Origin of the sequence: Streptomyces sp. SCSIO 30461, from assembly GCF_037023745.1 — a bacterium.
Lineage (GTDB): Bacteria > Actinomycetota > Actinomycetes > Streptomycetales > Streptomycetaceae > Streptomyces.
Genome location: NZ_CP146101.1, coordinates 5,724,628 through 5,743,229, shown reverse-complemented (window position 1 = coordinate 5,743,229; position 18,602 = coordinate 5,724,628). Strand labels below are relative to the sequence as shown.

Below are 18,602 nucleotides of genomic sequence, written 5' to 3'. Positions count from 1 at the left end.
GAGTCATCCCTGCTCCGGGTGGTCCAGGCCGACGGCGATGGACCCGACGGTGGGCCGACGCACCACCTGGCGGAGCGACAGACCGTTGTGGCCCTGCGCACGCAGCCGGTTGACGAGGCGGGCGAGCAGCAGGGAGTGACCGCCGGCGGCGAAGAACTCCTGGTCCGGGTGGGGCCATCCACCGCCGAGGATCTCCCGCCAAGCGGTCGCCACGGTCAACTGACACGGGGTGTAGTCCTCCGGAGAGACCTCCACATGGCCCCGGAGTTTCTCCAGCAGGGCCCGTCGGTCGACCTTGCCCGTCGTGGTCAGCGGAAACGTGGGAACGACGGTGACGGCCGCCGGGACCATGGCGGCTGGCAGCCGGAGCTCCAGGTGGGCGCGGACCAGCGCGCTGTCGGCCTCGCCGGTGAGGAACAGGGCGAGCCGGGGGTTGTCGCCCCGGTCGTCGAGCACCACGGCGGCGGACCGCACGCCGGGCGCCGTCTCCGCGGTCCGTTCGATCTCCGCGGGCTCGATGCGCCAGCCGCGAAGCTTGACCTGGTCGTCGAGACGGCCGTGCAACCGCAGCCGTCCGTCGGGTCCCACAGTTCCGCAGTCGCCGGTCCGGTAGGCGGGTATGTCTCCGTCCGGCAGCCGGAGCGCGGCGAACGGCGTCGGGGCGTCGGCCTGTCCGAAGTAGCCGGTGGACAGACCGGGACCGGCGATCCACACCTCGCCCCGCAGACCGTGCGGCAGCGGGTGGCCGTCCGCGTCGGCGACGGCGACCGTCGCGTCCGCCACGGCCATACCGACGTGCGGTTCCTCGCCCGGCGACAGGAGTCCGGCTGTGGCTGTCGCGGTGGCCTCGGTCGGGCCGTACAGGTTCCACACCTCGGCCCCCGGGTACCGTTCCTGGGTGCGCCGCAGCAGGGAGGGGGTGACGGCTTCCCCGCCAAGCAGCAGTCGGGCTAGCGGCAGCGGGCCCGAGTCCGCCCCGGCGGCTTGGAGTTCCGACCAGTATCCGGGGACGCAGTTGAGCGTCAGCTCACGGCCGTCGGCGCGCAGTTCCTCGTGGACGGCGGCCATGTCGGTGCGGTCCGACGCGAGCAGCCAGACCGGCTGACCGGCGAGCAGCGGTCCGAACAGCTGCTTGAAGCTCGCGTCGAAGACGGGGGCGGACAGCACCGGTATCGCGGTCGGTTCCGCGAGCAGGTCACGGGCCACCCACCGCAGGTAGGTATTGAGGCTGGAACGCCTGATCGGGACGAGTTTCGGGCGGCCTGTGGTGCCCGACGTCCTCAGCAGGTAGGCCGTCGCACCGGGTGAGCACTCCGGCTCCCCGGGGTCGGTGGGCCGGGCCACGGCCGCTGCCAAGGGCAGGACCTGACAGGTGTCGGCGACGGCCAGCTCCGGGGTGTCAGCGCAAGCGAGCACGAGTGTCGCCCCCGCCCGACGGATTGCGTCCTCCAGCCGGTGGCGGGGTTCGGACGGGGCGAGAGGCAGGAAGGAGGCCCCTCGCCACAGCACCGCCAGGAACGCGGCGACCAGGTCCGGATGTGCTTCCCCGACGACGGCGACGACGTCACCCGGGGCGATGTCGCCCAGTTCCGCAGCCACCGAACCGATACAGCCGAGGAGATCGGCGCGGCTGAGCACGAGGTCGCCGTGGCGTACGGCGGGCGCGGCCGGGTCGTGACGGGCGAGTGAGGCGACGGCCGCGCAGAGGTCCTCGGTCCGGCCGGCGTCTGCGGCATCCCAGCTTTCGCGGATACGGCCCAGTGCCTCTGAGGTATTGAGGTGTAGCGAACCGACCGCCGTGCCGGGACGTGTGACGAGGTCCTCCAGCAGGGCGGCCCAGGAGGTGAGCAGCGCACCGAGTGCCGCCTCGTCCACGCCGTCGCAGCTGGTGGCGGTGAGGTGGTCGCCGTCCTTACTCGATTCCAGACCGAGCAGCACCGCACCGGAGCGGAACTCGTGGGCGTCGGTCAGCTCCCAGCCAGCGGGCATCTCCCACCGGGTGTGCGGGTCGAAGACGAGGCCGGGGCCAGGCTGCCCTTCGACCACGGCCATGCCTCCGGCCGCCTCGTCCTCCTGGGAGTCCCGGTCGCGCTGCGTCTCCCAGGCGACCAGGGCATCCATGTCCGGTGCGATGCGCGGGTATCCGGGCAGTACCTGCACCATGGGCCCGGGCTCGTCGTCCAGTCCCATGAGCCCGCGCGTGTCGACGACACGGCCGAGCTCCGCGGTGCCGGGCACGACCCTGCTCAGCAGCACGCGCAGCGCCAGCAGTGCGAGATCGGAGGTCCGACAGCCCATGTGATCGGCCAGGGCGGTCAGAGACGCGGAGCAGGATGGGCCGAGTGGACGTGACCGTACGCAATCAGCCGCCGTGCTGCCCGGCTGCAGGCCGAGTGCCGCACGGGTGTCGCTGGCCGGAGCACCGTCCGAGACGGCCTTCCAGTACTTCTCTTCCTCGTCGAGCTCTCCCTCGGCCTGCATCAGCCCGTGCTCGGCGGCGACGACGAAGAAGTCGCCGGGACCGGCGCTGGCCGCAGGTGACCCCGCCGCGTGGAGCAGGAAGAGTTCGAGGGTGCGGCGGTCGGCGAAGACCGGGTCGGCCTCCAGGTCGACGTCCATGCCGTCGCCGTTGGGACGGGCGGAGACGGTCAGGTTGCCCGCCGCCAGGCGCCAGGCCCCGTCGGCTTGCTGCTCGAGGGCGGTCGGCTGCGGAGCCTGCCGGGGAAGCCGGAGGCCCGGGACGGTGACCAGGGCGCAGCGGAGGACAGGCATCGCGGCGAGTGCCTTGTGAACGCCCGTCAGCAGGTCCGGGACAGCCAAGTGCGGCACCCGTACGGCCAGGTGCACACGCCGCCGGGGGTGGCGAAGAGCCGCGCGCTGGAAGGGGGAGAGCGGATGGGCGGTGTCCCCGTCCGGCACGGTGGCGAGGTCGACGGTGCTCATCGGGTCAGCCCTTCTGCCCGGCGAGGTACGACTCGCCCATCTTGAGGAGGATGCGTCGGTCACCGGAGAATGGCCGCCGCCCGTGGCCGCAGATCATGTTGTCCACGATGACGGTGTCGCCCGGCTGCCAGTCAAACTGGACCGCGTTGCGTTCGACGATGCCGTTGACCACGTCGATCACCTCGGGGTCGATGGCGCTGCCGTCCCCCCAGTAGACGTTGTTCGGCCATAGCTGTTCGTCGGTGTCGTCCGGGGAGGTGGACAGCGCCTCGCGGATTCCGTCGTCCATGCGGGAGATGTGGAAGCCGTGGGCGTAGTTGAACCAGACCTCCTCACCCGTGACGGGGTGGCGCAGCAACGCGGGCCGACGTTCGTGGGTGCGCAGCTGGTCGTCGCCGATCCACTCGCAGGTACGTCCTTCCCGTGCGCACAGCTCCTCCACCTGCTCCCGGCTGTCGGTCTCGTAGGATCGCTGCCAGGTCCGGTTGTAGCCGTAGCCCCGGGTGTAGAGCAGCTCCCGCTCGGCGAACTGCTGGCGGACGTCCGCGGGGACCTGCTCCAGCACGCGCCGGTTGTCCACGAGAGGCGTCTGGCCGCGGTCCTGCGGAGCGATATCGCAATGAAAGAACAGCAGCATGGGCCAGTCGTTGGAGTAGCAGAACTCGCTGTGCAGCCGGATGTCCAGCTCCTGCGGGTACTCGCTGGCGGTGTAGGTGTCGTCGTTGACCCGGCTGCGGATGGCGGCTCCGCCCCGGTAGTCCACCTGAGAGTCCGTGAAGGCGTCCACCAGCCGGGCGAAGTCGTAGGGGGCGGGGGAACGCAGCAGGAGCGCGCCGTGCCGGTGCAGCTTCTCGCGCAGCTCGGCGCGGTGGGTGCGCACCCAGGCGACGAGATCCACCTCGTTGTCCGATTCGAGCAGGAGCGGAAGCCCCTGGTCGTTGATTGTGCTCTCCCGGACCGCGGCGCGGGCCGGCCGCTGGGACGCGGAAGCACCCAGACGTGAGAACTTACTGCTGGTCATGCCGTTCACTCCTGCACAGGAAAAAGAAGAATGACGCCTGCAATAGCGCCGACGGCTCGCCGGGGCCGAAACGGTACGTTCATGAAATCAGTACCATGGAATATCCCGGGCGCCCGCGCACGAGAATGCTTTTGATCCAACCCTGCCTGCAGGTGTCACTACAGGTTACACGGGAGGACTATTTTTCAAGCGAAGAGAATATTCAGATCAGCGCCATTATGCACGTCGCGATCATGACTTTCAACCTTACTGTGGTCTCCGGATCAGGCTTTCCGCATATCACCTAAAGCCGACGAAAGGGTCATTGCGCACACTATGCGGATCAAGCTCTCGTACGCATCCTGAGGCTTCTTCATGGGGCCCTTGACCTGCTAGGTTTGTCTTAATTAGGTTGCGCAATGACCGGATGAGACTGCACGGTTGTTGCGGCTGCCCTTCTCGATGAAAAGGGCGATCGGTGCTGCCGTCGCTCCTCAATAACATGGGCCAGGGAGTTCCAGTTGTTCGATAACGCGGCGCCTGTGGGATTTGAGGAAGTCCGTGACGTGCTCGGGCGGTACTTCGTGCTGGACGGGTTCCCCTTCGTCCTGGATCTGGAAAAGAGCCACGGTTCCTGGCTCGTCGACGCGTCCACGGGACAGGAATACCTGGACCTCTACACCTTTTTCGCCTCCGCGCCTCTGGGCATTAACCCTCCCGGCGTGGTGGACGACCCCGATTTCATGAGGCTGCTCGCCGGCGTGGCCGCCAACAAGCCGGCCAACGGCGACCTCTACACCACGCACTTCGCCGACTTCGTTCGGACGTTCCACCGCGTGTTCGGCGACCCCGACCTGCCCCACTTGTTCTTTGTCGAAGGCGGCGCGCTGGCCGTGGAGAACGCGCTCAAGTGCGCCTTCGACTGGAAGAGCCGCCACAACGAGGCGCATGACCGCTCACCGGCGCTGGGTGGCCGAGTGCTCCATCTGGACCGGGCCTTCCACGGCCGCAGCGGGTACACCATGTCGCTGACCCACACCGATCCGGACAAGACCGCCAGATTCCCCGTCTTCGACTGGCCCCGGCTCGAGGTCCCGGCGGTGCGTTTCCCGCTGGAGCGCCATCGCACCGAGGTGGAGGCGGCCGAGCGGCGTGCCCTGGAGCAGGCGGAGGCCGCATTCGCCGCACATCCGCACGACATCGCCTGCTTCATCGCCGAACCCGTCCAGGGGGAGGGTGGTGACAACCATATGCGGCCGGAATTCCTCCTTGCCATGCAGGAGTTGTGCCACAGTCACGACGCCTTGTTCGTCCTGGACGAGGTGCAGACCGGAGCCGGCGCCACCGGGGCGGCGTGGGCATACCAGCGACTGGGGCTCCAGCCCGATGTCGTCGCCTTCGGCAAGAAGATCCAGGTCGGCGGAGTGATGGCAGGCCGCAGGGTCGACGAGGTGGCAGACCACGTGTTCGCGACCAGCGGACGCATCAGCTCCACCTGGACCGGAGGCTTGGTGGACATGGTCCGCTCCCGGCGCCTGCTGGAGATCGTCGAGCGCGACGGCCTCGTGGCGCGCGCGGACCGGGTGGGCCGCGACTTCCTGGACCGCCTGACACGTCTCGTGGAGAGGTACCCGCACGTCGCGGACAACGCCCGGGGCCTCGGGCTCATGTGCGCCTTCGACGCTCCCGACCGGCACAGCAGGGACACCGTCATCACCCGCATGCGTGAGGAGCAGCAGGTCCTCGTGCTGCCCTCCGGCGAACGCTCGGTGCGCGTCCGTCCTGCCCTGACGGTGACGGAGGAGGAACTCGGACTCGCCCTGCGGGCACTGGAGTCCGTGCTCGCCACCATGCCCACTCCATAAGGGGCATGGCCCCCACCTGCACCACCCCCTTTTTTCCTTTTCGTCAGGAGACGCATGAACCGCCAACTTATCGCGCACATCGGCGGCGAAGATGTTGGCCCGGGTACCGCGGGATGGACCGTCGTACCGTCGGTCGACCCCGCCCGTACGCACCACGTCGTCGCTGAGGTCCACCTCGCGCCAGGGGACGTGCTGGCGGACGCCTGCCGGACGGCCTCCGCCGCCCGGGACACCTGGGCGGCCGTTCCCGCGCCGGTGCGCGGGCGGGTGATCGCGTCCGTCGGCAGGCTGGTAGAGGCCAACAGCGAGCAACTGGCACGCCTGGTCACCCGTGAGGTGGGCAAGCCGTACGCCGAGGCACTCGGGGAGGTCCGCGAGATCGTGGACACCTGTGACTTCTTCCTCGGAGAGGGGCGCAGGCTTTACGGCCAGACGGTTCCGTCCGAGATGCCCGACAAGCAACTCTTCACCTTCCGTGAACCCGTCGGCTCCGTCGCCGTCGTCACTGCGGGGAACTTCCCTGTGGCGGTGCCCAGTTGGTACATCGTCCCGGCCCTCCTGTGCGGGAACACCGTCGTATGGAAGCCCGCACCGTACGCCGCCGCCTGCGCCGACGCCCTCTACCAGCTGTTTGCGGCGGCCGGACTGCCCGACGGCGTGCTCAACCTGGTCCACGCCGACGGGGAGCAGACGTACACCGGACTCGAAAGCGCGCTGCGCGCGGGACATCTCGACAAGATCGGGTTCACGGGGTCGAGCGAAGCGGGCAGCAGGATCGGCGCATTGTGCGGGCGGTACCTCCAGAGCCCGTGCCTGGAACTCGGGGGCAAGAACCCGATGGTCGTCGCCGCCGATGCCGACCTCGAACTCGCCGCAGAAGGAGCCCTGTTCTCCGGATTCGGTACGGCCGGACAGCGCTGCACCTCGCTGGGGACCGTGCTCGTCCACCGCTCCGTCCACGAGCCCTTCCTGCGGCTTCTCACCCACGCCCTGGAAAGGGCTCCGATCGGCGACCCTCGCGAGGATGTCCTCCACGGACCGCTGATGAACGAGCAGTTCGCCCGACGCTTCGAGGAGTACCTGACCTGGATCCGGCCGCACCACCGGATCCACGGTTCTTCCGCCACCGGTCGCATCACCGGAGAGCGCCCGCGGGCCGGCTTCGTGGGGGACCCAACCGACGGCCTGTACTACCACCCCACCGTGGTCGACGGGGTCCGTCCTGACGACATGCTCTTCCGCGAGGAGACCTTCGGCCCACTGGTGGGCGTCACCACCTTCGACACCCTTGAAGAGGCAGTGGCCCTGTCCAACGCATCCGGATACGGCCTTTCCTGTGCCATCTACACCAGCGACCCCCGGACCGTCTTCACCTACCGCCGCGGCAGCCGTGCCGGGATGGTCAGTGTCAACAACTCCACCTCGGGTGCCGAGGCCCACCTCCCCTTCGGCGGGAACGGCAGGTCCGGCAACGGCAGCAGGCAGTCCGGTATCTGGGTGCTCGACCAGTTCACTCGCTGGCAGTCCGTCAACTGGGACTACTCCGGCCGACTACAGAAGGCCCAGATGGACGTGGCGTCCATCGAGCCGGACGAGGCGTTCCGGCTCGGTGACAGCTGATGCCCGCCACGGCCACCGTCCGGCCGACTGCCGGAACTCCCCACGCACGAAAGGACTGACCGAGATGCCGGACGCGACCGTCCCCCCGCGCATCGCCTGCGTGACCTCCACGCGCCTGCCCGGGCTGTGCGACGACGACCAGCCCTTCCTCGACGAGCTCGGGTTCCACGGGGCCCGGGCCGAGCCGGTGGTGTGGGACGACCCCGAGGTCCCCTGGGCCGCGTACGACGCGGTCGTCGTCCGGTCCCCGTGGGACTACCCGGACCGTCCGGCGGATTTCCTCCGCTGGTACGACCGGACGGCCTCCGTCACTACCATCCACAACTCGCCCGCTGCGGTGCGCGACAACCAGCACAAGCGCTACCTTGCCGAGCTGTGGAAGGCTGACGCGCCGGTCATCCCCACCGTGGTCGTGGACGACCCGTCGGAGGCAATCGCCGTGGCCCGTGCCCATGGCTGGGAGCAGGCCGTGCTCAAGCCGGCGACTGGCCTCGGCGGACGGCGTGTCACCCTCCTCACGGCATCCGACGACGGCCCGACACCGGTGCCACATGGACCGGACGGCGGACAGTGGTGCGTGCAGCCCTTCCTGCCGCACGTTCGGGATGAGGGCGAGCTCTCCCTCATCTACATCGACGGACGGCCGAGCCACGCCGTGCTAAAGAAACCCTCGGGCGCCGACATCCGGGTCCACGAGGGCCACGGCGGCAGCCACGCGCCCATGGAACCGACACCCGAGCTCATCGACGTCGGCGACGCGGTGCTGGCCGCGACCGGAACCCGTGACGAACTGTTCGCCCGCGTCGACGTCATCCGGGACACCCGCGGCCGGTTGCTGCTGTGCGAACTCGATGTCACCAGCCCCTGCCTCTACTTCTGTCACCGGCCGCAGGCTGCCGGCGACCTGGCCGCCGCAGCCGTCTCCCGTGCCACCGTCCGGGCCGCAGCGAGAGCTGGATGAGCGCCCCCGGACTATCCTCGACGCAGTACGCCGACAGCACGTCCCCGGCGGTCCGGACCGCGGCGGAACTTACTCACGCCCTGCGCGGCCTGCCGTTCGCCTCCAGTGGTGAGATCCCGGTACGACCGCTCGTCGTGTCACGCCGTCGGATGCACGCCCGCTTCGACGCCGCCCGCCGTTTCGTCTCCCTGATCAGCCGCACCTGCCAGGCCGCCGGCAGCCCCGAACACCTCCTGGAACTCCTGGGCGCGGACCCCTCGCTCTACGGTCCTTTCCGGCCCGCCGCGTACGAATGGACCTGGGCGGACTGCATGTCCCGCAGCGACGCCGTCCTCAGCGGGGGCGTCCCGCGCTTCCTGGAGTGCAACATCGGCGGCGCGATCGGCGGTGTGGTCAGCATGCACGTGCTCACCCGCCACCACCTTGCCCGCCTGGGGGAGCGGTACGCCGCGACCGACCCGCTGGACGTACGGGCCGAGCAGTTCGCGGACATCTGTCTGTCCCTCGGACGGGAACCCGCCGCCGCCGTCCTCGGCACCCTGCGCGAGGACAATGTTGGCGACGCGCGCTATTTCGAACTGGAGATCGCCCACCTGCGACGGCGCGGACTAGATGCCGCGTTCTTCGAACCCGAGGACCTCCTCGACGGGCTCGGACTTCCCGGCCGAGCCCGCTACCCCGTGGGCCTGCGGCACTTCCTCCCGGTGAACTGGCGCGACTGGGGCATCGACTCCACGCCAGCTCGCCGCGCCGCCGAGGAAGGCGTGCTGATGCTCGCGCCGGACAGCGCCTTCCTCCTCCAGAACAAGAAGGTCCTGGCCTGGATGTCCGAAGGCCGCCCCTGGTTCGACGCCGCCGACCGGGCCTTCCTGGATCGCCATCTCCCCTGGACCCGTGTCGTCGCCGACGCTCCGGTCTACTACCGGGGGCAGCGCGCGGACCTGCCCCGCATACTGCTCTCTCGACGGGACGACATGGTCCTCAAGCCCGCGGACGGCTACGGCGGCCTCGGGATCGTGGTGGGCCGGGCGACCTCGGCGGCCGACTGGGAACGCGCGGTGGACGACGCCCTCAACGGCCACTGGATCGCACAGGAGTACGTGGAACCCGACGCGGAACCCATGGAATTCGTCCTGCCCTCGGGCGAGGCCGTCACCCGCACCGTCCCCGCCGTCCACGGGCTGCTGCTCATGAGCGGACGCGAGGCGGGCTGCCTGGTGAGGCAGTCACCCGGCACATCCACCGTTCTCAATGCCCGTCAGGGCGCCTCCCTGAACATCGCTGTCCACCCGCGCTGAACCGCCCGGCCCGACGAGGAGAGCCGACCATGAGCCCGCACCCAGCCCCGATCCGCACCCGAGGGGACGTCCCGTGGTGATGGAGACCCACGCCCCCACCGAGCCCCGCGACCCCCAAGCCATGCTCGACCCCGGCCTGCTGAACGGCCCGGACGCGGCCGACAACGCCCGGGCCCTAGACCGCACCATGAGCGTCGGCTCGTTCCGCACCCGCGACTCGGCCATCCCCCTCAGACCGGTGCTGCTGCCGGCCGCGCAGTACACGGAGCTGGTCACCACCGCACTGCACGCCGCCGACCTCCTCACCCGGGTCTGCCGCACGCGGGCCTCCTCCCCGGAGGAACTGGCCCGCCTCGTGGACTTCGTCCGCCCCTCCGTCTCGCTCTGGAGCACTTCGCCCCGGCAGACCCGCTGGTCCACGGCCATGGCACGCCCCGACCTGGTGCTGTCCGGAGGCGTCCCGAAACTGCTGGAACTCAACGTCAACAGCGCCCTCGGCGGACTCCACCAGGTGCCCCGCATGGACCGCGCCTACGCCAGCCGCCTGGACATCCGTGCCGCGGCGGCCCGCTTCCCCTTCTCATGCCTCAACATGGGCACCGTCCTAGCGGCCCTGCTCACCAGGGTCGGCCGCTCCATCGGCGTGGAACGCCCTCGCGTCGCGATCCTCGGTTTCGACCACCCGGAGGACCGCAACGGCCAGGAGGCCGCGTACACCGACGTCATCGACACCCTGCGCCTCCACGGTCTGCCCGCCGTCTACGCGCAACCGCAGGACCTGCGCCTCGTGCACGGCCGGACGTTGGTTCACGGGACACGCGTCGACATCCTCGTGCGCGACTTCGTCACCGCCGACGCCGCCGACGCCGGTATCGACCTCGCCCCCCTGCGCGCCGTCGTCGAACAGGACGCGGCGGTCGTGCTGGCACCGGAGACGGGAGCCCCCTACGCCAGCAAACGCGTCCTCTCCTGGCTCACCGAAGACGCCCCGTTCATGTCCCCGGCGGACCGGCAGTTCGTGGAGCGGCATGTTCCCCCTACCCACGTCGTGCGGCCCGGCGTCCTGGGCGACACCCCCGACGCAGTCCTGCGCCACCTGTGGGAACACCAGCCCCGCCTCGTACTGAAGGGCAACCAGGGCCACAGCGCCGAGCGCGTCGCCGTGGGCCGCGAGTGCCCCGAGGACCGCTGGCGGGAACTGACCCGCGAGGCCGTCGCCCGCGGCGACAGTGTCGTACAAGAACTCGTGCCGACGGACACTGTCCACGTGCCCATGTACGACCCGGGCAGTGGCGCCACCGCCCTGGTGCGCAGCAAGGCCGTGTACGGTCCGATGCTCTTGGACGGACGGTGCGGCGGCATCCTCACCCGGCACATGGACGCCGAGTGGGGGGACGTCGTCAGGACGGAGGGAGGGGGCACCATGAACAGCACCATGGCCTGGGAGGCCGCCGACTCCGACGGACCTGCGGAGGGGGTCCGTTGACGTCGGACACCCTCCAAGGTCCCGGTCAGGGGCGGGCGGTGTGGGCCGACCGCGACTTCCGGCTCCTGTGGTCGGGACAGGCGACGGCCCAAGTGGGCGGGCAGGTAGGGCAGTTCGTGCTGCCCCTGCTCGTGCTCCAACTCGGCGCGGGTGCGGGGGCCGTGGGCCTGCTACGTGCGGCCTCGCTCCTGCCCCACCTCCTCTTCTCCCTGCCCGCGGGGCACCTCGCGGACCGCACCGAGGCCAGGCCGCTGATGATGTGGGCCGACGTGATCCGCTGCCTGACCATGCTGACCGTCTTGGTGACAGCGTCGCTCCACGTGCTGACGGTGTGGTGGCTCCTGGCGGCCGTGGTGGTCCTCGGCGTCTGTGCCGTGGTCTTCGACATCAGCTACTTCTCCCTGCTGCCGGGCATCCTGCCCCGCGAACAACTGGGCGCCGCGAACTTCGCGCTCGAAGCGGCCCGCTCCTTCGCCACCCTCGCGGGCCCGGCCCTGGCCGGGCTCCTGCTCGGCCTGCTTCCTCTGTGGGCGGCACTGACCGCCGACGCCGCCGCCTTTGCGGTGAGCGCCGTGACCCTGATAGTCATGCGCCGAGGCAGCCCCGGGATCACTGGGCGCGGCGGTAGGGACGACACGGGGAAGCGCGCCATGACTGCGGGCTGGCTCCAGGTGTGGCGCAGCCCCGTCCTGCGCCCCAGCATGCTCTATCTCGGCTTCCGTAATTTGTTCGCCGGAATCTTCTCCACCTATGTCCTCGTCTTCCAGGTCCGCGAGCTGGGGTTCTCCGTCACCCGGGCCGCGATGGTCGAACTCCTCGGCAACGGAGGCTTTCTTCTCGGCGTACTGGTTGGCGGGTGGGTCTCCCGGCGCGTGGGCATCGGGCCCCAGCTGTGTGCCGGTGCCCTAGTGAGCGCCCTGGGCATCGCCGTGGTGAGTCTCGCCCGGGGTGACGCGGCACTGGTCATGACCGTGGCCGGTCTGATCGCTTACGGCCTAGGCGTGGCCTCCAGCAACCTGCAGAACGTGGTCCTGCGGCAGGCCGTGACTCCTCCGGAGGTGATGGGCCGGGTGAACGCGGTGCTCCGTCTGGCTGCATTCGGCACCCTGCCTGCGGGAGCCGCGCTGGGAGCGCTGACCACATCCCTCTGGGGCCTGCGACCGTCCCTCCAGTTCGCCGCCGCCGGGGCCCTGCTCACTACGGCGATCCTGGTCTTCAGCGGCATCCGGACCGTGCGGGCTCTGCCCCCTACGGAACCACTCTCGATCGCCGAACGTCGGCTCGTCCCCGCCGACGCCCCTCCCTCCCCACCCGCCGCCTCGTAGAAGGACATTGTGTTGGCCATCGTCCCGCCCGACTCCGGAACCTCCCTGGTCATGGCCTGGCACCGGCTGCTCGCTGGCGATCCCGGCGGGACCGCCGAGCTCGCGGAGGCGATCGAGAAACGGATGAGCGTCCAGTCCTGGCGCCACCCCGACTGCCCGGTGCCGGTGCGTCCGCTGCTGCTGCCCCGTGCCGAGGCTGCCCGGATCACCGGCGTCGCCACCGCCGTCGTGGGGCTTGCCGTCGAGGAGTGCGCTCGGCGCGCGAGCAGCCCGGCCGCACTGGCCGAAGCCCTGGGCTCACCACTATCTCCTCTCGTCACCGACCGCGCGTCGTGGAACCGGTGGTCCGCGTCCCAGGCCCGGCCCGACCTGGTGCTCTCCGGTGGCGTCCCCAAGGTTCTGGAGTTGAACATCGGAAGCGCCATCGGCGGCCCGGAGCTAGTGGCCCGCATGGACGCCGTGTTGTGGTCGATGCCGCCGGTACGGGCGCGTGAGGCGGAGTGGAAGCTGCGCTGCGGCCGGACGATCCAGGCCCGGAGAGAGCTGCTGGTCAGCATGGCCCGGGACCGCTGCGCAGGAGCCCCGAGGATCGCGATCGCTGGTTGGAGCGCCGAGAACTTCCGTGAGACTGTGGCGGACGCGGAGGAACACGGTGCGCCGTGCTCCTTCGTCGAGCTGGAGGAACTGAGTGAGGACGGCGGCCTCCGCGACGGGCAGGGCCGACGCGTCGACATCCTGCTGCAGAAATTCCTCGCTGCGGGCGCCTACCTCGACGGCGAGCCGATGGAGGCGCTGGAGCAGGCCGTGGCCCGCGACTCGACGCTGATCGCGTCCCCGGAGCTGTCCACGCTCCAGTCGAATAAGAAGGTCCTGGCGTGGCTGACCGAACGAGGCCCGGAGATGCCGCCCGCGCAGCGGAACGTGATCGAGCAGCACGTCCCGTGGACGGCTGATCTTGTGGACGGCCCGGTACGACGGCACGGCCGACGGCACGACCTCTTGGATCTGCTTCTCCGTGATCGGGACTCCTTCGTCCTCAAGCCAGCAGACGCCTTCGGCGGAAACGGTGTCGTGATCGGCCGGGAGGTTCTGGCCCGGGAGTGGGAAGAGGCGGTCCGGGCGGGGGCCGGAAAGGGCTGGGTCGCGCAGGAGTACTGCCGCCCCGACCACCATCCAGTGTCCGCGTTCGACCCTGCGTCCGGTGAGGTCCCGCTGTTGGAACGGCCCCATGTCATCAGCCCGTTGCTGATCTCCGGCGCTGGGACTGGTTTCCTCACCCGCTTCGCGCGGCCGGGCGGTGACGGCGTCACCAGTGCGCAGGCGGGAGCCACCAACACGGTCTGGGTCCACGACTGAGCCGCCCGGCGTCCAGCGTCCGGAGACTCTGACCCTCGGCTCGGTGCTGACGTGGGCCTGCCAGAAGGCAGAGCTGCTGATCCTCGGTTGGCAGTAGGCCGACAGGGAGTCGAGCCGTGGTGCGGAGCGGTGGCGCTCCATACAGCCGTCCCGCTCACCACAAGGCTGGCACCAAACCCCGTCGCGGCACCGACACCGTTGACCGAGCCCCGTAGTCTGCTCTGGCGCAGAACGGAGTGCTCTTCGATGAGAGGGGAGTGTCATGAATCAGGCTCTGGCCCGTAGTCGGTGGTGACGCCGGATAGTGGTTAGGGTAGAAGAATGGGGTGGCGGAGGAGGTCGAATCCGGCGCGTCCGTACATCTGCCTCATGATCCTCTTGGTGCGGGTGTTGACGCCTTCGGTGCGTCCGTTGTGGTAGGGCAAGGTGAAACCAGCGTTCACGGTGGACCGATCGATTTCGAGACCGTTGGTGAAGCTGCGCAGGTGAGGCAGGTCGAAAGCCCGGACGGTCGTGATCCACTCGGTGAGTTTCACGTCGTTGCCCTCAGTCGGCTTCAGCAGGGCGGCGAAGCCGCGTCCGAGATCGGCGAGTGCGGTCATCTCCGGGCAGGCCGCGGCGATCTTCTCCAGCAGGATCGTTTCCTTCGGGCGCAGGTTTTCGGGGGCGGTGAGCAGCGTCCGCACCCGCGCGCCGCAGCACCGCCACCAGCTTCCCGAACGGTCGCGGGCTGAGTCCGGTGAACGGGGATATCCAGACACCTCACGGCGCCAAGCCGTCAAGCCGGGACAGCGGGCATGAGCTCACCGTTCGATTTCGAGGGCCCTGCCGGTGGTCATCAGAGAGCGTCCTTGATGTGGCCTCGAGCGAAGTCCCATGGGGCGGGAGCATTGGCGGCCGCGTACTCGTCTGCGATGCCAAAGATGCTCCCGCATCCTGGACATTCCGCCTGGCCGAACAGGTGCGTCAGGCCCCAGGCGAGCCGTTGCTGGCCATCCCGTACGGCCGACTCGTGCAACATCCTCCCGGTGCCGGTCAGCTCGTGCGGGACGGCCGGCCTGAGCGGGACCTGGTGGACATCCCCCAGAATCCAGTCCCGGATTGAGGAGCAGCATCCGTAGTCGCCGACCGCGATCGTCACTGGTGCGTCGCAGTGCGGACAGGCGACAGTGACGAAGGAATCGGTGAAGTCGTCCAGGGCCTCGAACCACAAGAGCTGGCCGTCGAACGCGAGCATGGCCCGCAGCCGGCTCAGGTAGATCTTCCCGTCCAGGCCAGACCGCAGCCGGGCGGCGGCCATAGCGCGAAGCTCGGCCAAGATCGCAGCACAGCAGGCGACTTCTTCGTCGCCACCGCCGACTACCTTCACCGCTACTTCGAGCCCACCGCCCGCGCCATCGACGGCCTGGAGAAAGCCCTGGCCGGACTCGGCCTCCTCGACGATGCCCTCGCCCTGGACCTGCGCAAACCCCAGGACTACTTCCACCGCGTGTGGTCCACCGTCTTCCGCGCTACCGACCTCGCCGACGCGGGCACCGACGAGCCGGACGAGTACAGCGATACGAGCACAGCTGACAGCGACGACCCCGAACAGGACGCTGCATGAACACCGTCCCCGTGCCCGAACCCCGCACCGCGGCGGCCTTGGCCGCCCGCCGCCGCAAGACCGAAGCCGCCGTCGAGCGCATCCACCAGGCCATCGCCCGTCTCCGACGCGAGAAAGCCCAGGTCAGTGTTGCCGCTGTGGCCCGCCGAGCGGACGTCTCACGCACCTTCCTCTACGACAACGCCGAGGCCAGAGCAGCGGTCGCCGCAGCCATGGCCGAGGCTGGCGAACGCCGGACCCGGACGCTTGCCGAGCAGGACGAAGAGCGCGAGGCGACTTGGCGCGAACGCGCCCTGAACGTCGAGGACGCCCTCAAGGCCGCCCACACCGAGGTCCTCTCCCAGCGCACCCGGATCGGCGAACTCCTGGGCCAGATGCGCGACTTGCAAGCCGAATGGACCGAGGGCGCCATCCAGCGCATCACCACCGAGAACACCACCCTCAAACAGCGCGTCCGTCAGCTCACCACCGACAACCGCACCCTCGACGAACGCCTCAAGGCCGCCCGCTCCAACCTCCGCTTCCAAGACCGCCGCGTCGCCGATCTTGAGGCCCAGATCGCCGAGCCAATGGCAGGGAATCGGCCGACAACGTCCGGCCGTGCATCGTCGCCGGTCACGGACAGGACGTGAGCCGAATCCTCTCGACGGGCGGTAGGGCAATGGGCATCTTGTCGGTGATCCAGGCGTATTCGAGGCCGGCCAGGGCACCGTCCTCGACCCACACGAGTAGCTCGCCGATGTACTGACCCTGCTCATCGAGCACCTGCGCGTCCACGGGGACGATGTCGGCGCCCAGCGACGCTCGTCGCACGGGTTCGAGGACTCTCAGGTCGATGCTCACCGATCCGGGCGCCCAAGCGGCGACGACTTCCGCCGAACCGATCTGACTCCGAAGCTCCGATGAACCAGTGAAGTCGCTGGCCAGAACGTGTTCCAGCACTGCCCTCTCGGCTGGGTTCAATGGTCGCGGAGCAACAGGCACGATCGGCATGACCCCATGATGCCCTGCAGTCCACTCGGGTCGCCCGTCGTGCTCCGCCCTTGCAGGCGCCGGAGCGGAGCACGATCGGCCCTTGTCACAGGCGCGGCCTGCAGTGGCTGGGTGATGAGGTGGCCCTGCTGTTACTGGGACGAAGAGGGTATCTGGTTCTACTTCGAGCTCGATGCCGACGGACGAGTGATCCGGCAGGTCGAGCTGCAAGAGCCTGAACTGACTCCGCTCGCGGCGGCGTCGCTCGACGAGTGGCAGCGCGCTCAGGGTGCCGGACGGCTGGAGGAGTACGAGGCCAAGTACGGGCTGACCGCAGAATTGCCCTTCCAGGAGTGGGAAGGGCATGATCCCCGCTGGCTGTCGGCAGAAGAGTTCGAAGTGGTCTGGACAGCCGCCCGTCAGCAGATCGAGCTGCGATCCGGCTGACCCTGCGAAGCGTCAGCCGAACTGGAGAGCCGTCCATGCGCCAGGTCGGCCGACGGTCTACCAGCGACGGCATTCGGTCCCAGCGCCGCCGTCCCGATGGTCCCGGAAAGTCGCGTATCCCTGTCCGGCGCGCTCAGCGCAGTCGGGACCATGAAGGTCCAGCGAACCCAGGTCGCGGGTGATGGCCGAGCCTGCACTGAAGTAGGCCGGGTCCAACTCGAAGGACACCCGAGTTCCGCAGTCCGGCGGGGCTTGGAACTCTTCGGGCGCCGCGGCAGGCCGCAGATGGAGGAGTTCCTGGCGAAAGCCACGGCCCTCTCGCCATACCTCGACGACCGCGCGTGAGCTTACGGCCGCCGCCGCGGCACTCAGCCACCGTTCCCCGCCGAGTATGGAGCCGTAGTAGCCCAACCTGGGCCTGCCCTGTTCGTCGAGGGGTGTCAGCGTACGACCTCTGATGGTCGGGTGGCCCGGGGGAATCTCACCCCCGGGCCACCCGACCCCTCTGATCCCCAGTCGCGTACGGATGAACGTCCCCAGCTATGTCGCGGGAAGCAGCACGGCTGAGGAACCTGGTTGAGTTCGCGAAGCCGCCCGGAGACACTCTCACGATGAGTCGTAGCGCATCGCCCGGATCGGTCGAACGAGGTTGGGACGAGCCGTGGTATCGGGTTCGCACGGACGCCTTCGAGGCGGCCTGGTCAAGATCGGACCAGCAACGCTCGTCCCCGAGATGAGAGCGGGCTCGGGCGCGGCGGGCGTAGGACGAGTGCTTCCACACGCGGTGATGCTTTGCCCCGTACGGCGCTGAGGGCCGCACTGGCGATCGACTCTGCCTCGACAGGTCGGTCGCAGTTGTAGGCGGCGACGACCCAGAAGACGAGCAGGGCTACTACTTCAACTCAGTCTCGCTGGCCCGACCGGGCTACTACGACGGGCCAGGCCAGCCATGAACCCCTGCTCAGACACCTGAACTCGCCTCACGAGCGATCCACGGCCCGTCCACCATTCCGGTGGGTGGGCAGCGCGACATGAACTACGAGCACGCCTCCGCCAACGCGAAGCTGGAAATCCTCGCCGCATTCGGCGTGCCCGAGTCCGTCACCGACAACGCCTCCGGTCCCACATTCGACGACGCGGAGCAGGAAGAACTCGGCTTCTGGCTGCACACAGAGCTCGGACACCTGAAGCTCATCGCCCACGCGTTCGAGAAGGACGCCGGTAACGACATGAGGCTCCGCTACGACACGTCGACCGCCGAAGTGCTGGAGCTGCCCAGGCGCAGGCGCCGCGCCGAAGCACGCGAGGAGTGAAATGCCGGGCTGATCAACGTCGACGAAACCGCAAGCTCGCCGGAGTCGCTCCGACGCCAACCCCCACGCTCGCGCCCTGTGGATCTCCCCGCAGAAGGCACCCGTACCGCTCCTCCCCGGCGACACTGCAGCACTGGGCATCTCCAGCGGCCCGGAGCCGGTCGGAGACCCCGGGGCCACGCAGGGCCCCAACTCACCGCAGCAGCCCGGACAGCCAACTGGGGACGGTGCGGCAGCGCAAGCCGTGGCCGAGGCACGTGAGGGCACACCCGACTCGGCACCGGGACCGGCGGCAGTGGCCGTCGATGAAGAGGGCGCTATCACGCCGAACGCCCGGTCGAGCGCAGCGGCGGCCGCAGTCCAGGAGGCTCATGCTGGCTCGGACGCAATACCCGCAGAGGGGGCGGCGG

Annotated in this window: 14 protein-coding genes and 2 pseudogenes; 11 read left to right on the top strand and 5 right to left on the bottom strand. The window is 69.2% G+C overall.

Annotation, left to right across the window (positions count from 1 at the left end; genetic code table 11):
* Positions 1-3 precede the first annotated feature (3 nt).
* Positions 4-2,943: a non-ribosomal peptide synthetase gene (locus V1460_RS25785; RefSeq protein WP_338676002.1), complete on the bottom strand. Its 2,940-nt coding sequence runs from the start codon at positions 2,941-2,943 to the stop codon at positions 4-6.
* A 4-nt stretch (positions 2,944-2,947) separates the two neighbouring features.
* Positions 2,948-3,964: a TauD/TfdA family dioxygenase gene (locus tag V1460_RS25780; protein ID WP_338676001.1), complete on the bottom strand. Its 1,017-nt coding sequence runs from the start codon at positions 3,962-3,964 to the stop codon at positions 2,948-2,950.
* A gap of 521 nt (positions 3,965-4,485) precedes the next feature.
* On the opposite strand from V1460_RS25780, the gene lat reads away from it, so the two are divergent.
* The 7 genes from lat to V1460_RS25745 all read left to right on the top strand — a co-directional run bounded on the left by lat (position 4,486) and on the right by V1460_RS25745 (position 13,854).
* A complete protein-coding gene (gene lat / locus V1460_RS25775) occupies positions 4,486-5,808 on the top strand; it encodes an L-lysine 6-transaminase (RefSeq protein WP_338676000.1) in 1,323 nt (440 codons plus the stop codon).
* 54 nt (positions 5,809-5,862) lie between these two features.
* Entirely contained in the window at positions 5,863-7,428 is a 1,566-nt protein-coding gene (locus V1460_RS25770) for an aldehyde dehydrogenase family protein (protein WP_338675999.1), read from the top strand.
* 64 nt (positions 7,429-7,492) lie between these two features.
* Positions 7,493-8,389, top strand: a complete 897-nt coding sequence (locus V1460_RS25765; protein ID WP_338675998.1) for a hypothetical protein — start codon at positions 7,493-7,495, stop codon at positions 8,387-8,389.
* The gene (locus V1460_RS25760; protein WP_338675997.1) at positions 8,386-9,687 is read left to right on the top strand and encodes a hypothetical protein; all 1,302 of its coding nucleotides are present in this window, start codon (positions 8,386-8,388) and stop codon (positions 9,685-9,687) included. The genes V1460_RS25765 and V1460_RS25760 overlap by 4 nt, the downstream gene beginning before the upstream one ends.
* A gap of 73 nt (positions 9,688-9,760) precedes the next feature.
* Positions 9,761-11,173, top strand: a complete 1,413-nt coding sequence (locus V1460_RS25755; protein WP_338675996.1) for a hypothetical protein — start codon at positions 9,761-9,763, stop codon at positions 11,171-11,173.
* Positions 11,170-12,498 (top strand): MFS transporter, encoded by a 1,329-nt coding sequence (locus tag V1460_RS25750; protein ID WP_338675995.1) that lies wholly within the window; start codon positions 11,170-11,172, stop codon positions 12,496-12,498. The genes V1460_RS25755 and V1460_RS25750 overlap by 4 nt, the downstream gene beginning before the upstream one ends.
* Positions 12,499-12,510: 12 nt before the next feature.
* Entirely contained in the window at positions 12,511-13,854 is a 1,344-nt protein-coding gene (locus tag V1460_RS25745) for a hypothetical protein (RefSeq protein ID WP_338675994.1), read from the top strand.
* 308 nt (positions 13,855-14,162) lie between these two features.
* On the opposite strand, the pseudogene V1460_RS25740 reads toward V1460_RS25745, so the two are convergent.
* Positions 14,163-14,537: pseudogene (locus V1460_RS25740) on the bottom strand (transposase); the annotation flags it as partial.
* Positions 14,515-14,607 (bottom strand): annotated as a pseudogene (locus V1460_RS25735) (IS5/IS1182 family transposase); the annotation flags it as partial. The pseudogenes V1460_RS25740 and V1460_RS25735, both read right to left, overlap by 23 nt.
* Positions 14,608-15,007: 400 nt before the next feature.
* Here V1460_RS25735 and V1460_RS25730 point away from each other — a divergent pair.
* Both V1460_RS25730 and V1460_RS25725 read left to right on the top strand, forming a co-directional pair.
* Complete coding sequence (locus V1460_RS25730) at positions 15,008-15,460, top strand: hypothetical protein (protein WP_338675993.1); 453 nt, start codon at positions 15,008-15,010, stop codon at positions 15,458-15,460.
* Positions 15,457-16,092 (top strand): DUF6262 family protein, encoded by a 636-nt coding sequence (locus V1460_RS25725; protein WP_338675992.1) that lies wholly within the window; start codon positions 15,457-15,459, stop codon positions 16,090-16,092. Before V1460_RS25730 ends, V1460_RS25725 begins: the two co-directional genes overlap by 4 nt.
* Here the strand turns inward: V1460_RS25725 and V1460_RS25720 are convergent.
* Positions 16,076-16,453: a hypothetical protein gene (locus tag V1460_RS25720; protein ID WP_338675991.1), complete on the bottom strand. Its 378-nt coding sequence runs from the start codon at positions 16,451-16,453 to the stop codon at positions 16,076-16,078. The two genes, V1460_RS25725 and V1460_RS25720, sit on opposite strands and share 17 nt — an antisense overlap.
* 114 nt (positions 16,454-16,567) lie before the next feature.
* On the opposite strand from V1460_RS25720, the gene V1460_RS25715 reads away from it, so the two are divergent.
* Together V1460_RS25715 and V1460_RS25710 are read left to right on the top strand one after the other, a co-directional pair.
* Positions 16,568-16,879, top strand: coding sequence for a hypothetical protein (locus tag V1460_RS25715; protein WP_338678198.1), 312 nt, complete (start codon positions 16,568-16,570; stop codon positions 16,877-16,879).
* Between the two features lie 1,031 nt (positions 16,880-17,910).
* A complete protein-coding gene (locus tag V1460_RS25710) occupies positions 17,911-18,192 on the top strand; it encodes a hypothetical protein (RefSeq protein ID WP_338675990.1) in 282 nt (93 codons plus the stop codon).
* The last annotated feature ends 410 nt before the right edge of the window (positions 18,193-18,602 follow it).